This is a genomic window from Sphingobacterium sp. Ag1 (assembly GCF_000988325.1).
GTDB lineage: Bacteria > Bacteroidota > Bacteroidia > Sphingobacteriales > Sphingobacteriaceae > Sphingobacterium.
Window position 1 is genome coordinate 25,866 of record NZ_LBGU01000044.1, and the last position, 12,786, is coordinate 38,651.

At 38.8% G+C, this 12,786-nt stretch carries 11 protein-coding genes; 8 read left to right on the forward strand and 3 right to left on the reverse strand.

Annotated features, from left to right (window positions below; genetic code table 11):
- Positions 1–98: 98 nt before the first annotated feature.
- Together AAW12_RS20985 and AAW12_RS20990 are read left to right on the forward strand one after the other, a co-directional pair.
- Positions 99–1,436, forward strand: coding sequence for a sigma-54-dependent transcriptional regulator (locus AAW12_RS20985; protein ID WP_046676338.1), 1,338 nt, complete (start codon positions 99–101; stop codon positions 1,434–1,436).
- Positions 1,433–3,178, forward strand: a complete 1,746-nt coding sequence (locus AAW12_RS20990; protein ID WP_046675652.1) for a sensor histidine kinase — start codon at positions 1,433–1,435, stop codon at positions 3,176–3,178. Before AAW12_RS20985 ends, AAW12_RS20990 begins: the two co-directional genes overlap by 4 nt.
- A 97-nt stretch (positions 3,179–3,275) precedes the next feature.
- Here AAW12_RS20990 and yiaA read toward each other — a convergent pair whose 3' ends face one another.
- Positions 3,276–3,743 (reverse strand): inner membrane protein YiaA, encoded by a 468-nt coding sequence (gene yiaA, locus AAW12_RS20995; RefSeq protein ID WP_046675653.1) that lies wholly within the window; start codon positions 3,741–3,743, stop codon positions 3,276–3,278.
- Between the two features lie 138 nt (positions 3,744–3,881).
- On the opposite strand from yiaA, the gene AAW12_RS21000 reads away from it, so the two are divergent.
- The gene (locus AAW12_RS21000; protein WP_046675654.1) at positions 3,882–5,390 is read left to right on the forward strand and encodes a hypothetical protein; all 1,509 of its coding nucleotides are present in this window, start codon (positions 3,882–3,884) and stop codon (positions 5,388–5,390) included.
- Here AAW12_RS21000 and AAW12_RS21005 read toward each other — a convergent pair.
- Together AAW12_RS21005 and AAW12_RS21010 are read right to left on the reverse strand one after the other, a co-directional pair.
- The gene (locus AAW12_RS21005; protein ID WP_046675655.1) at positions 5,387–6,010 is read right to left on the reverse strand and encodes a murein L,D-transpeptidase catalytic domain-containing protein; all 624 of its coding nucleotides are present in this window, start codon (positions 6,008–6,010) and stop codon (positions 5,387–5,389) included. The two genes, AAW12_RS21000 and AAW12_RS21005, sit on opposite strands and share 4 nt — an antisense overlap.
- Positions 6,011–6,071: 61 nt before the next feature.
- Positions 6,072–7,175, reverse strand: coding sequence for a DUF695 domain-containing protein (locus AAW12_RS21010; RefSeq protein WP_046675656.1), 1,104 nt, complete (start codon positions 7,173–7,175; stop codon positions 6,072–6,074).
- 235 nt (positions 7,176–7,410) lie between these two features.
- Here AAW12_RS21010 and AAW12_RS21015 point away from each other — a divergent pair, with 235 nt between their 5' ends.
- The 5 genes from AAW12_RS21015 to AAW12_RS21035 all read left to right on the forward strand — a co-directional run bounded on the left by AAW12_RS21015 (position 7,411) and on the right by AAW12_RS21035 (position 12,746).
- Positions 7,411–7,917 carry a BON domain-containing protein gene (locus AAW12_RS21015; protein WP_046675657.1) on the forward strand — a complete coding sequence of 169 codons (507 nt, stop codon included), beginning with the start codon at positions 7,411–7,413 and terminating at the stop codon, positions 7,915–7,917.
- 12 nt (positions 7,918–7,929) lie between these two features.
- Positions 7,930–8,349: an SH3 domain-containing protein gene (locus AAW12_RS21020; RefSeq protein ID WP_046675658.1), complete on the forward strand. Its 420-nt coding sequence runs from the start codon at positions 7,930–7,932 to the stop codon at positions 8,347–8,349.
- Between the two features lie 228 nt (positions 8,350–8,577).
- Positions 8,578–9,417, forward strand: a complete 840-nt coding sequence (locus AAW12_RS21025) for a hypothetical protein (RefSeq protein WP_156167723.1) — start codon at positions 8,578–8,580, stop codon at positions 9,415–9,417.
- Between the two features lie 238 nt (positions 9,418–9,655).
- Positions 9,656–10,855, forward strand: coding sequence for a tyrosine--tRNA ligase (gene tyrS, locus AAW12_RS21030; RefSeq protein WP_046675660.1), 1,200 nt, complete (start codon positions 9,656–9,658; stop codon positions 10,853–10,855).
- Positions 10,856–10,988: 133 nt separating this feature from the next.
- Entirely contained in the window at positions 10,989–12,746 is a 1,758-nt protein-coding gene (locus tag AAW12_RS21035; protein WP_046675661.1) for an aromatic amino acid hydroxylase, read from the forward strand.
- Positions 12,747–12,786: the final 40 nt, after the last annotated feature.

The following is a 12,786-nucleotide window of genomic DNA, read 5'->3' on the forward strand; positions in this document are numbered from 1 at the left end:
TTTATTTTGATGTCGGGAAAATTTTTGAGGAATAGTCAAATTGTTTATTTTTCTACTATTTGCTTCGGACAAATTGTACTTTTGAAAAAACGAATATTGTGAATAGAGTTCTCCTTATAGATGACGAAGAGAAGCTTCGGAAATTGCTGGCCAAAATTATTAGCCTGGAAGGTTTTGATGTGATCGAGGCTGCTGACATTAAATCGGGGTTAAAAAAGCTTGAAGTCAGTGATGTAGATGTTGTACTTTGTGATGTGAAGCTACCTGATGGTAATGGAGTTGAAACGGCTAAATTAATTAAAGAGCGGTATCCAATTGTAGAGATTATCTTATTGACGGCATACGGGAATATTCCGGATGGCGTTCGGGCGATAAAAAATGGTGCTTTTGAATACATTACGAAAGGAGATGACAATAATCGCATTATACCGTTGCTTTATAAAGCCTGTGAAAAGGTTGCATTGGCTAGAAGGGTGGAGCAGTTAGAAAAGCGATTAGGCGACCGACTTTCTTTTGATAAGATTATTGGGAAATCCAGTGCAATAAAAGCGGCCATCGGCATGGCACAAAAAGTTGCTGTTACAAATACAACGGTCTTGCTAACGGGCGAGACCGGCACAGGTAAGGAGGTTTTTGCACAGGCAATCCATCAGGCGAGTTCAAGAAGAGATCGTAGTTTTGTGGCGATTAACTGTGCCGCATTTACAAAAGATTTGCTGGAAAATGAGTTGTTTGGCCATAAATCCGGTGCTTTCACTGGTGCTACTAAAGATCAACGTGGTTTGTTTGAAGAAGCGCATTTGGGTACGATCTTTCTGGATGAAGTCGGGGAGATGGCTTTGGAGCTTCAGGCTAAAATTCTTCGTGTTTTGGAAACTGGCGAGTTTTTAAAAGTTGGGGACTCCAAACCAACGAAAGTCGATGTGCGCATCATAGCAGCAACCAACAGAAATCTCGAAACCGAAATTGCATCAGACCATTTCAGGAGTGATCTATTTTATAGACTTTCCGTTTTCACGATCGAATTACCGCCATTGCGCGAGCGTATTGAAGATATAGCGACATTGGCGCAATACTACGCTGATATCTTTGCTTTAAAATCCAACTTGAAACCGTTGCAGATGACCCCTGAGTTTGTGCAGGCTTTGGAAGGCAACCTATGGCGGGGAAATATCCGTGAACTGAAAAATGTGATTGAACGCAGCGTAATTTTGAGTGAGGGTGGCCTATTAGGTGTGGAGAGCCTTCCTTTCGGTGAACGCGAGAATAGAGAAGGGGCGAGCGTCTTGTCAAACTTTGCAATGTCCAACATGGAGAAGCAGCATATACAACGTGTATTAAAACATACGAATGGAAATAAAGCTGAAGCTGCTCGATTGTTAGAAATCGGTGTAGCTACCTTGTATCGAAAAATTGAAGAATATCGAATCCAATGAAACTTAAAGCAAAGCTGACATTCGGGGTAGGATTTTTATTTTTTATGATCTTGCTGCTTGCGATAGTGAGCGGGTATTATGTTTATCGATTAAAAAAAGATACTAACCATATTTTGGTCGACAATTATAATACATTGCATTATTCCAGAAATATGCTGTTAGCCTTGGAGGACCTTCATTCGAATGGGAAGAGCATGGCGCTATTTGAAGATAATTTAAGACTCCAGAAGCGAAATGTAACCGAGCCTGGAGAACGGGCGGTGACCGAACTTGTAGATCATCACTTTTTGAGTTTAAAGAAAAAGGTGAAAGATGCCACAATTGCTGCTGACCTGCACAAAGATATATTCCAGTTAATGTATCTTAATATGCAGGCTATTGAACACAAAAATAATATCGCCAATGAAACTGCTGAAAAAGCTATTTTGGCCATCTCCATTGTAGGTGCGCTTTCTTTTATGATTGCGTTTGTATTGCTTGTCAATCTCCCTCTAGCCATTGCTGCTCCAATTGTACAATTAACCGATAGTATTAAACAGATTGCTGCTGGGAACTATAAAAGGAGACTTCACTTTAAGCGAAAAGATGAATTTGGAGAAGTGGCGCATTCGTTCAATACAATGGCTCAAAAGCTCGAGGAATATGCAGAAAGTAAATTGGGTAAGATCTTGCAGCATAAAAAGAGAATTGAAGCGCTTATCGATAATATGCATGATGCAGTTATAGGGGTAGATGAAGAAAAAAGAGTGCTTTTTGCAAATGAACCCGCTTGTTTGCTTTTGGGGTTAAAGCACGCCGCATTTGAGGGACGAAAATTAGCGGAAATAGCATCTTCCAATGATTTACTTCTTAAGCTCCTCGAAATGATTAACTCTTTAAATCAGAAAACTGAGCGTCTGGATTTGGTGCAGATCTTTGCCTATGGAAAAGAAAACTACTTTGAATTGGAGGTCATTGATATCAATGTCTTACCAACAGGAGAGGAGAGTACGCAGTTTATTGGACAATTTATTTTGTTGAAGAATGTGACAAGTTTTAAGGAACGTGATGTAGCGAAAACAAATTTCATTGGAACGGTATCTCATGAATTGAAGACACCTATCGCATCAATACGTATGGGGATCCAATTGCTCGAAAATAAGCGGATTGGAGAGCTGAATGAAGAACAGAGAGACTTGCTTGAAGGAATTGCTGACGATACAGAGCGGCTCCTGAAAATTACAGGGGAACTTTTGGATATTGGGCAGGTGGAGAGCGGTACCATTCAGATGAAGCTGAATCCTGCAGCTATCGGACCGATTATAGATTATGCGCTGTTAGCCAACCGGTCAATGCTTGACCAAAAGCAAATTCACATAGCGCTTGAACTGGAGGAGGATCTTCCGATGGTTTTTATTGATAATGAAAAGACGGCATGGGTATTGACGAATTTATTGTCCAATGCAATTCGTTATTCCGATGAGGGAGGGACAATTTCTCTTGCTGTCAAAAGAATAGGAGCCCGGGTGCTTTTGCGTGTTGAAGATCAAGGACAGGGAATTCCCGTACAATATTTAGCTAAGATTTTTGATCGCTATTTCCGAGTTCCAGGGAGTACAAAGGGGGGGACAGGTTTGGGATTGAGCATAAGCAAAGAATTTATCGAAAGCATGGGGGGAGAGATTGATGTGCAAAGTGTTTTTGGAACTGGAAGTATATTTTTCGTTTACCTTCCTATTGCGTCGCTTAAACAATCCACTTAGAAAAAGGAAGAGTCAATGAAACGCTCTTCCTTTTTTGCTTAAGAGGGATTGAAAGATCCTGCAGCTTGCTAGGCAGAGGCTGCAGGATAGGCACCCGCTAAAGTTTTATTTCATTGTCATCGATCAGTTTTGCATCACGTGTGTTTTTTTGGACGGCGATAGCTGAAAAAATACTCAATGAGAAGGACATGGCATAGAATCCTTTTTCACTTAGGAGCAGATCCGCATTCCATAAGCCTACAGTTAATAGCACGACGGCGGCAATTGTTGCAAACCAACTTAAACCATAATATAACTCGGTAACTGCTAGTCCTTCTGCTTTATCTCTTACACTTTTTTGAACGGAGATAACGGCAAATAGCGCAAATAGTAAAATTGTAAAATAATACCCTTTTTCATTTAATGCCATTGTTGCATTCCATAAGCCTACACAATAGCCAACGGTACCAACCAATAGTGCGGTCCATGAAGCTCCGATAAAGGCGCCTGTTGGTTTAAAGGGGTTTCTTTTGTCTAGATTTCTTTCAGCTTTTTTTTCTTCAATCATGTTTTTTAGCGGTTCCATAATTTTCTTGTTTTAGTTTTAATTTGTTGTTGTTTTATGATTCAAATATCCATAGGAACTAATTATTTTAAAACTTGATTTTATAGGGATACTGACGATATAATTTTGTTTAATATATTTGTTTTCTAAATTTAAGCTATGGCAGACGCGATATCAGATTTAATATTACTACTAAATAAAGATGATATTAAAGATTTTAAGGCCTTTTTGAAACGAAAGAACAAGCGTAATGATGTGAAAAATATCAAGCTACTTGAGATTATAGAAACTGATGATATAAATAAGCTGAAAAAGTTATATGACCCCATTAAAAATCGGGATGCTTATCACGCATTGAGAAAGAGGCTTCATGATAGTCTATTGTTTTTTCTTTCAAATAAGGTTTTTGAGCGAGACAACAGTGAGGCTCACGAGGCGTTGCGATTATTTGTTGTGGGGCGTTTTCTGTTGGAAAGTCAGTTCATCAAGATTGGATTTAAATGCCTTCAACGGGCTGAGGAAAAGGCTCTTGTTCTTGAACAGTTTAGCTTGTTGAATGAAATCTTGCAAATCAGACTACAATATGCCCATTTAGATTTGAGTGTCAATTTGGAATTGCTTATCGATCGTTTTACCGAAAATCAGCAAAAGTTGCAGCGGGAAGCGAAATTTCAGATAGCCTATGCACTATTACGTTCTGAACTGCAGGCTATTCATTTGAAAGCAAAAATAGTTGATCTCAATAAGTTGATTTTGAGCACGCTGAGCAAATATAGGATTTCTTTGGATGATCTTTTATCGTTTAAATCACTCTATCAACTTTTGCATATTGCGAATGAGTATGCCGCAATACATCAAAACTATGCACTGGTTCGTTCTTTTTTAAAAACAGCGGACAATTTTTTGATGAAATATGAGGAGCAATCGGCGCACCACCTGTTTTACTATCTCCATATTTTATATTATCTGGCTAACTTTAATTTAAGAAACGGACTCTTTAACGAAAGTATAGCATATTTAGAGCGCTTGGATAGCGTTTTATCTCAAGGAAACGCAGTTTTTCGTGCCCAATTCCAGCTGCGGTACCATCTGTTGATGGCATTGAATTTCCATTACCTTGGCGATGGAATAAGAGGTCTTTCCATATTAAGGGCGGGGATTAAACAAGCCGCAGCAAAATCAAACGAGGTTGATCTTGCAGATCTACAGTTGTGTTTGGTGATGTTCTTAACACAATTTGAAGATAAAACAGCATTGGTTGAGCTTCGAAAATTGATTCGAAGAGATTCTTGGTACGAGAAGAAAATGGGCATGTTGTGGACAATTCGGAAGAGTCTGCTCGAAATTCTAATCCATATACAATTCGATCACATCGATTTGGCAGCCTTGAAATTAAAAAGCTTTATGAGTAGATATAAAAAGTACTTGCTGCGTGTAAAAGAAAATAGAGTGATTGATTTTGTTAAATTGGTGGAGAAATATCTTTTAAATCCTAGCGCTATTCAAGTGAAGTCCTTTCGGGAAGCTGTTGAAGCTCTGGTAAAAAATGAGGAAAATAAGGATTTGTTTGTTATGGGCTTTCTTGCTTGGCTAAAGGCTCTCGTTATGTCTCAAAATCCGTATCAGGTTTTATTGGGTTTGATCAAAGAAGATATATACGATAATTAGTAATAGATATGTAAGATGATCTGTTTCTTTGAGGAATCAATTAGGTCCTGTAGTCTTTTGTAGAATTCGACGTTTACCATAGGGCAGCCTTCGCTGAGGCATACTGGATCAACTTGTTCATCGTAGGGCATGCGGTCATATTTGTGTAGAACGATGTCTCTAGCATATGCATTGCTATTGGAGCTATCTAAGCCGTATAATTTATAGGCCTTTCCAAATTTCCCACTATACGAGCTGCCGATAGCATAGCTACCTAGCGACGTTGCATGAGAGTTATCCGTGTTGCTGAATTGCAAATGGTTCTTTTTTCCGGTTTCAGAACCGGATCCATGGGCCACCAGGCCCTGATCAAGAATCCGATCTGTTTTTAGATCGACGACAAAAAAACGATTTCTTCCCGAGGGTCTTTTCATATCCAAGAGAAAGGATATGTCACTATTGTACTTTTTGTTGTTTGTGATGCGTTTTTTTACTTCCTTTATTGCCATCGTATAGCGGAAAGAGTCTGAAGGGGCATTTTCTTCCTTATCAACAACGGCCAAAAGCGTGTTCCTTTGAATGGTTTTGTATGTGATAAGGCCAATGCCAAGGATAATAATCAAAAGAATGATTTTATTCATATAAATAAAGCATAATTCATCAAGTACTTTTGTTAGAACTTATGTCAGTTGTGCAAGAAGCCTATTCTATTTGTTTATAAAATCGTTCGAAGGTTTTCCAGTATTTATCTTTGTAGATGCTATAATCAATTTGAAGAATTTCCCTGTATTGTTCGATTAATCGATCAATCGTTCGTGAGGCTTTTCGGAATTCTGTACAAGCTAAGTAAATTTCCCTTAGACTATCGGCGGTTTCTCTACCGATGTTAAGAAATCCAATATCATTTGGAAGACTGTTCATTAATTCTTCTTCAAATTTATCCATTAAATCGTAGATTTCCTGATCGGGCATACCACTGGTTGCCGTTCCGTCATAGCTAATCTTTAATGTAACTATCCAGGGGTGAGAAGCTTTTCCATCCCAGTCTAATAAGGTCGTATTTATGATGGCAAATATGGGTAAGTCATTCTCCAGGATGCCCTCAAAAGCAGTATATGTGTCATCCGATGCCCGGTGTCTAACGTCGGTATATTTTTCCACAAATTCTTTTTCCCGCCAGATCAAATAGTCTTTTAATTTAAATAGGGGAATCAGCTCTTCTGTTGCAAGCTCTTTTGAGGTTACATTCAGGTTGTCTATGGCTATGATCGAGTTCAATTCACCGATGTAATTGTCGAGAAATATTTCTATACCATGGGAAATATTGGCTTTGTTATCTTCCGTAAAATCGGGGTGAACAATAACAATATCGACTTCATCCGGATGATATTTATGTTGAATGGGATAAAAATACATATCCTTGATGTCGAAAGTGAAGCCATACATCGTGATTTTGAATTTTTCCATATCCGCAATAGCGGGTTTTAATGCTGTAAATTTCCAATGCGCTAATACTGGAGCAGAAGCGATCAGATGTTCTACGAATGCAATATTTTTAATGGCACCGTCTGGGGTGATCACAAGTTCCGCAGTGTTATTGTCGTACATTCCCGTTAGGAAATATAGCTCCTTGCGAAGAGCATCGATCTTCGGCGAAAGTTTGCTGAAAAAATGCTGATCAATTTGTTCTCCAGCCTTGACGATTTGAAAAAATGCCTGTTCGTTTTTTTTAAACCAATCCCAAAACTCCGTTATACTGTCCTTTTTATTTTCTTTTTTACCAAAAATATTATTCAAAAATCCCATAATTAATAGCTGTTTGATTGAATAATCAACGTGCGTATCTGTTACTCAAAGCGTTTTTTATAACCGTAGCGGAGAAAATGATCCGAATGAAACCATCATGAATACCTCTGCTCCTAAATTTAATTATATAATTACGATCCGGCAAGGGAATTTAAGTTTAAAAAAAAATGAACAAACAATTGTGTAGGGAGTTTGTTAGGATTATTGTTGGAATTAATAAATTAAAATTGGTCTTATGAAATTGAGCAAATTAACATTTTGTCTATTGGCAACTACAGTTGCACTTTCCTTCACGGCCTGCAAATCGGGTTTGTCTGATGATAAGTTGGAAGAAAAGATCGAAAATGCACTTACCGGACGTAAAACAGTCGATGTTGAAGTTGAAAAAGGTAAAGTTATCTTAAGTGGTACAGTTGCTTCCGAAGAAGAAAAGCAACAAGTGGAATCGATTGCTAAAACAGCAGGTGATAAAGACGTCAAGTCTATTCAAAACAATATTATCGTTAGCGCACCAGTGTCTTCAACGCCAGCTCCTATTGAGGTGTCCAATAATGATGCGGTACTTGGCGCAGCAGTGAATACGTTTATGAAGGATTTTCCTACAGTACAGGCCAGTGTAAAGGACGGTGTGATCGCAGTTACAGGTACTTTGGAGCAAGCTAAGATAATTACTTTAAAACAAGGTTTGGATAACTTAAATCCCAAAAAAGTAGATTTAAGCGGTATTGTTGTCAAAAAATAAACTAGTGAAATTATGTCATTGCAGGAAAAATATAAGGTTCTTTTAGATACGGCACAGTCTTCAGGTGTAAATGACTTGAACTATGCCGAAATGGATGGCGTATTACAAATTCGTGGTACCGCACCAACAGCAGATGTGAAAAATAAGCTCTGGGAAATCTACGGTAATATAGATCCTAATTTCCAAACCGGAGATGTGGTCTTAAATGTAGATGTGGCTACAGAAGTGCCCGGAAGCCAGGTGAAAGTTATAACAGAAAATAGCAATTTGAACATTCGAAAAGGTCCTGGTACAGACCAGCCTATCGTGGGAAAAGCAGCTAAAGGAGAAATCATCACATTGATTAGTAAGGCTAATGATCAATGGTGGTTGGTCAGAACCAAAGATAATGAAGAAGGCTATTGTTATGCACAGTATTTAGAGTCTGTTTAGTTCTCGAATGTTATTCATACGATGGGTACAAGTACCAATTGGCTTTGAAAAAAGGGGAGTTATTGATAAATAACTCCCCTTTTTTTATTTCACGATTAAGCTTGTCTGTTCTGCAATATGAAGGTACTACAGCATCTATCGTATTGGGGAATTGTTTGGAAAATCAACTGTACTTTAATTTTTGGTGTAATAATTGTATTACTATTATTGCAACAATTTTATTACATTATGTCGAAATCACGTTTTATCCTATTATTATGCTTGTGTTTAGCTGTTCAGTTGGGAGTTGCACAAGAGTATGTTCGATTAGATAAAGATAGTTATGAGCTTCATCTATCAGAACATCCAAAGGATACGATAAGGATACTTGAAAAAGGTAAAGAAACGAAATTGAAACCTGGTAAATATATTCTGCAAAGGAATCAATTTTTGGGACTTTCCAATGCATTTATTACCATTAATCAGGATGGCATTGTCGACGGTGATTTTAAAATTGAAAGAGATGGGCGGCAAGGTGATGTTATTGTACGGCATGGTGTGCTGGAGCAAATGAATGTTAAATCTGCTGCCTTGCCAGACTTTCAATACAACATAACGGATAGTTCGAGTGTGCAGCGTAATTTTAAGAACGGGAAAATCAGTCAGGAAAAAACAGTATTCTATCGAGGTGCAAATAGTGGTAAAAAAGTAACAAAAGTCTTCTTTGATAATTATTATACAGTGGAAAATGATTTTGACCATACCAGAGCTGCCTATCGTTTAGACAATACGTTAATGTACCACGCCAAATTGAATTGTGGAGGGCAGGTACAGGAATCAAAGTCATTTGATGCTAACGGTCAATTACTAAAACATACCTACCGAAAAGCTAAAATTGATTACACGGATCTGTATCAGAATAATGATCTCGTGGAGCGGACATATAACCTTAATAATTGCTTTTACCAGGAGTATTTTAAGAATTCATTACTAGTGCAAAAGGTTGTAGAGAAAAAGGATAAAGGGAATACAGAAAAGTATGTTTACAATGGAGCAGGAAAACTGATAAACAAAAATACTGGCGGATAATTTAAAAATGTATAGCCAAGCAAGTGTGGATGCGAATATTTTTGCATTTTAAAAATATAGCGCTACCTTTGTCAAGCAATGAAGAAAATGAACAACATATTACGTCTTCCATTTTTCTTTAATTATTATCGCCCGATAATCGTTCGGGACCCCTATGCCTATTAAATTAAGAAATTCAATTATTATTTATAGCTAAGCCCGAACGTTACGTTCGGGCTTTTTTTATTTTATATCACACATGTTAAAAGAGTTAGCAGAAAATATCGAGATTATTTTACCAAAGGAGGGACTTGCATCGAAGTTAAAGGAGGCTGAAGAAAAGAACCGACCATTGATTATCAAACTTGGTTTTGATCCAACAGCACCGGATCTTCATTTAGGGCATGCTGTAGTGTTAAAGAAACTACGGCAGTTTCAGGAACTGGGGCACAAAATCGTGATCCTCGTTGGTAGTTTTACAGCCCGTATCGGCGATCCTACAGGAAAAAATAAAGCGCGTAAGCCTTTGTGCCAGGATGCGATCGCCCACAATGCGGCAACCTACATTGCGCAACTGTCTAAAATCATTGATGTTTCAAAAGCGAAAATTGTTTTTAATGGAGACTGGTTGGATCAACTAAATTTTGCAGAAATTATCCAACTGGTATCGAAAGTCACTGTTGCACAGTTGATGCAACGACATGATTTTAACAAGCGTTTTAACGAAAATCAATCAATAGCCATGCATGAATTGCTTTACCCGATATTGCAGGGTTTTGACTCAGTACATGTCAATAGCGATATCGAAATGGGGGGAACGGACCAGCTATTCAATTGCGCGATGGGCCGACAGCTGCAGCAATCATTTGGACAGGATCCACAAATCGTATTGTGTATGCCGTTATTGCGCGGGCTGGATGGAAAAGAAAAAATGAGTAAATCATTAAACAATACAATCGGTCTTTTGGATGAACCGAATGAAATGTTTGGTAAAACCATGTCTATTCCTGATCATTTAATTCCGGAATATATTGACTTGACTACTGATTTCAATCAGGAAACCAAACTTAGTATGAAAACCCGTATTGAAATGGGCGAAAATCCAATGGAAATTAAGAAACTTATTGCACATAATCTAGTCGCCCAATACCATAGCGACGAGTTTGCGACCAGCGCGGTTGATTATTTTGTTAAGCAATTTCAGCGCAAGAAATTGGAAGAAAAGGTCTTTGAGGAGGTATCGGGTCAACTATTGCGCGACCAGTTTGGTGAACAGGTTAAGCTGGTCGATCTATGTCATTTCCTAAAGGGGGGAACAAAGTCAGCTATGCGAAGATTGATTATAGGTGGTGCGGTGCAGATCGGCTCCATAAAACAGCTGAATCCGGAGCTAATGGTTGATTTGAATGTGTGTTTTAAAATTAAATTAGGAAAAAGAACTTATTTTAAAGTTATTTAGTAAGGTTTGCGAGGGTATGCTTTTGTAATATTTTGCTAAAAGCCGTAAATTAACGTAAAGGTTCTTTCTTAAACCATAAATAATTTCTACCTTCATATAGGAGTCTCATACTTTATTTTCATACCAATTATAGATGGAAACATATAATAACATTGTTTTGGAGCGGTTGCCCAAACATTTGAAACGCTATGTAGTAGCCCAACGATATGAACGTTACACCGCACTGGATCAAGCATTGTGGCGTTATGTCATGCGTCAGAATTATTCTTTTTTGAAAGACGTAGCCTATTACCCCTATATTCCTGGATTGAAGAAAGCGGGATTATCCATTGCGACCATCCCGAACCTACAGGACATGAACGATAGTCTAAAATTAATTGGCTGGGGGGCAGTGACAGTGGATGGGTTTATTCCGCCGGCTGCTTTTATGGAATTTCAGGCACATCGCGTACTTGTTATTGCTGCAGACATACGTCAATTGGAACATATTGAATATACACCGGCACCAGACATTATTCACGAATCTTCGGGACACGCACCTATAATCGGTGAGCCAGATTATGCAACATATTTGCAGTATTTTGGGGAGGTTGGCACGAAAGCACTTTCTTCGGGCAAAGATTTTGAACTCTACGAAGCTATTCGTCACCTATCTATTTTAAAAGAACATGCAACAACCACTGCGGTTGAGTTGGCGGAAGCAGAGAAAAATTTGCAGATGATTCAAGATAATATGGGCGAGCCTTCGGAGATGGCATTGTTGAGCAGGTTGCATTGGTGGACTGTGGAGTACGGACTTATTGGGGATCTTCATAACCCCAAAATTTACGGAGCCGGTTTACTGTCTTCCATTGGAGAAAGCGCAAGCTGCATGCAAGAAGATGTGCCTAAGTTGGCGTATGGTTTAAATGCAATCGAATATCCTTATGATATTACCAAACCACAGCCACAGCTATTTGTCACACCGGATTTTGAACATCTAAAGCTCGTATTGGATAAATTTGCTGATACGATGGCTTTTCGCGTGGGGGGCAAACAGAGTCTTGATAAGGCAATAGACTGTAAAGCTGTTTGCACGGCTGAATACAGTTCCGGTTTGCAGGTGTCGGGTGTTTTTAAGTTGGCTAACGCGGATGGCAATCTCTCTTATATCCAAACACAGGGACCTACAGCTTTGGCTGTAGCGGGTAAACAGCTTGAAGGCCACGGCATAAATTATCATAGCGAAGGGTTTGGCTCTCCGGTGGGACACTTGCGCGGTGCCGATCGTAACTTAGCCGATTTTGATGAAACAACATTGGCTCAATATGGTATAGCGGAAGGGCAGCAGTGTTCGTTAAACTTTGCTTCAGGGATTATTGTGTCAGGAATTGTTCAACAGATTGTACGTCAATTGGGCAAGATTGTTTTGATTTCATTTACAGGCTGTGAGGTATACCGTGGCAATGGGGAAGAGGTTTATTTTAAACCTGAATGGGGAACATATGATATGGCTGTCGGAGCAGAAATTGTATCTGTATTTGCGGGCGCTGCAGATAAAGATGCCTATGATTTGGTTGAGGAGCATTTGGATCAGGCTCTATCTTCAGTACCCACCGAAACGGAAGATGTTAAACTAGTGAAGTGTCATGCTGCGATACGGAATTTGCGGGACAACGGATTTAATCAAAAGATCTGGCTGGAAATTTTCAGTCAATTGGGGCTGGAAAATGCAGATCATTGGTTAGGTTTGGTTGAATTATTTGAAATTGCCTGGGCTAATGATGAAGAGCAATTATCTACTCAGGCCGAACAGAGGCTCTTGGAATTTATTACCCTATATCCAAATTTGAAAAAACTGATTTGCGATGGACTGCGTGTTGCTAAAGAGGAGGCTTTAAATAACCACTAAAATATCAGCTGAGCAATAGGAAAACTAATTGGCCTTTAGC

Excerpts from the sequence above, each read along its gene's own strand:
- AAW12_RS21010 (WP_046675656.1), bottom strand. The coding sequence starts at position 7,175 with ATGGGATTTTTGAATAATATTTTTGGTAAAAAAGAAAATAAAAAGGAC.
- AAW12_RS21025 (WP_156167723.1), top strand. The coding sequence starts at position 8,578 with ATGTCGAAATCACGTTTTATCCTATTATTATGCTTGTGTTTAGCTGTT.
- AAW12_RS21005 (WP_046675655.1), bottom strand. The coding sequence starts at position 6,010 with ATGAATAAAATCATTCTTTTGATTATTATCCTTGGCATTGGCCTTATC.
- AAW12_RS21020 (WP_046675658.1), top strand. The coding sequence starts at position 7,930 with ATGTCATTGCAGGAAAAATATAAGGTTCTTTTAGATACGGCACAGTCT.
- AAW12_RS21000 (WP_046675654.1), top strand. The coding sequence starts at position 3,882 with ATGGCAGACGCGATATCAGATTTAATATTACTACTAAATAAAGATGAT.
- AAW12_RS21035 (WP_046675661.1), top strand. The coding sequence starts at position 10,989 with ATGGAAACATATAATAACATTGTTTTGGAGCGGTTGCCCAAACATTTG.
- tyrS (WP_046675660.1), top strand. The coding sequence starts at position 9,656 with ATGTTAAAAGAGTTAGCAGAAAATATCGAGATTATTTTACCAAAGGAG.
- AAW12_RS20990 (WP_046675652.1), top strand. The coding sequence starts at position 1,433 with ATGAAACTTAAAGCAAAGCTGACATTCGGGGTAGGATTTTTATTTTTT.
- yiaA (WP_046675653.1), bottom strand. The coding sequence starts at position 3,743 with ATGGAACCGCTAAAAAACATGATTGAAGAAAAAAAAGCTGAAAGAAAT.
- AAW12_RS21015 (WP_046675657.1), top strand. The coding sequence starts at position 7,411 with ATGAAATTGAGCAAATTAACATTTTGTCTATTGGCAACTACAGTTGCA.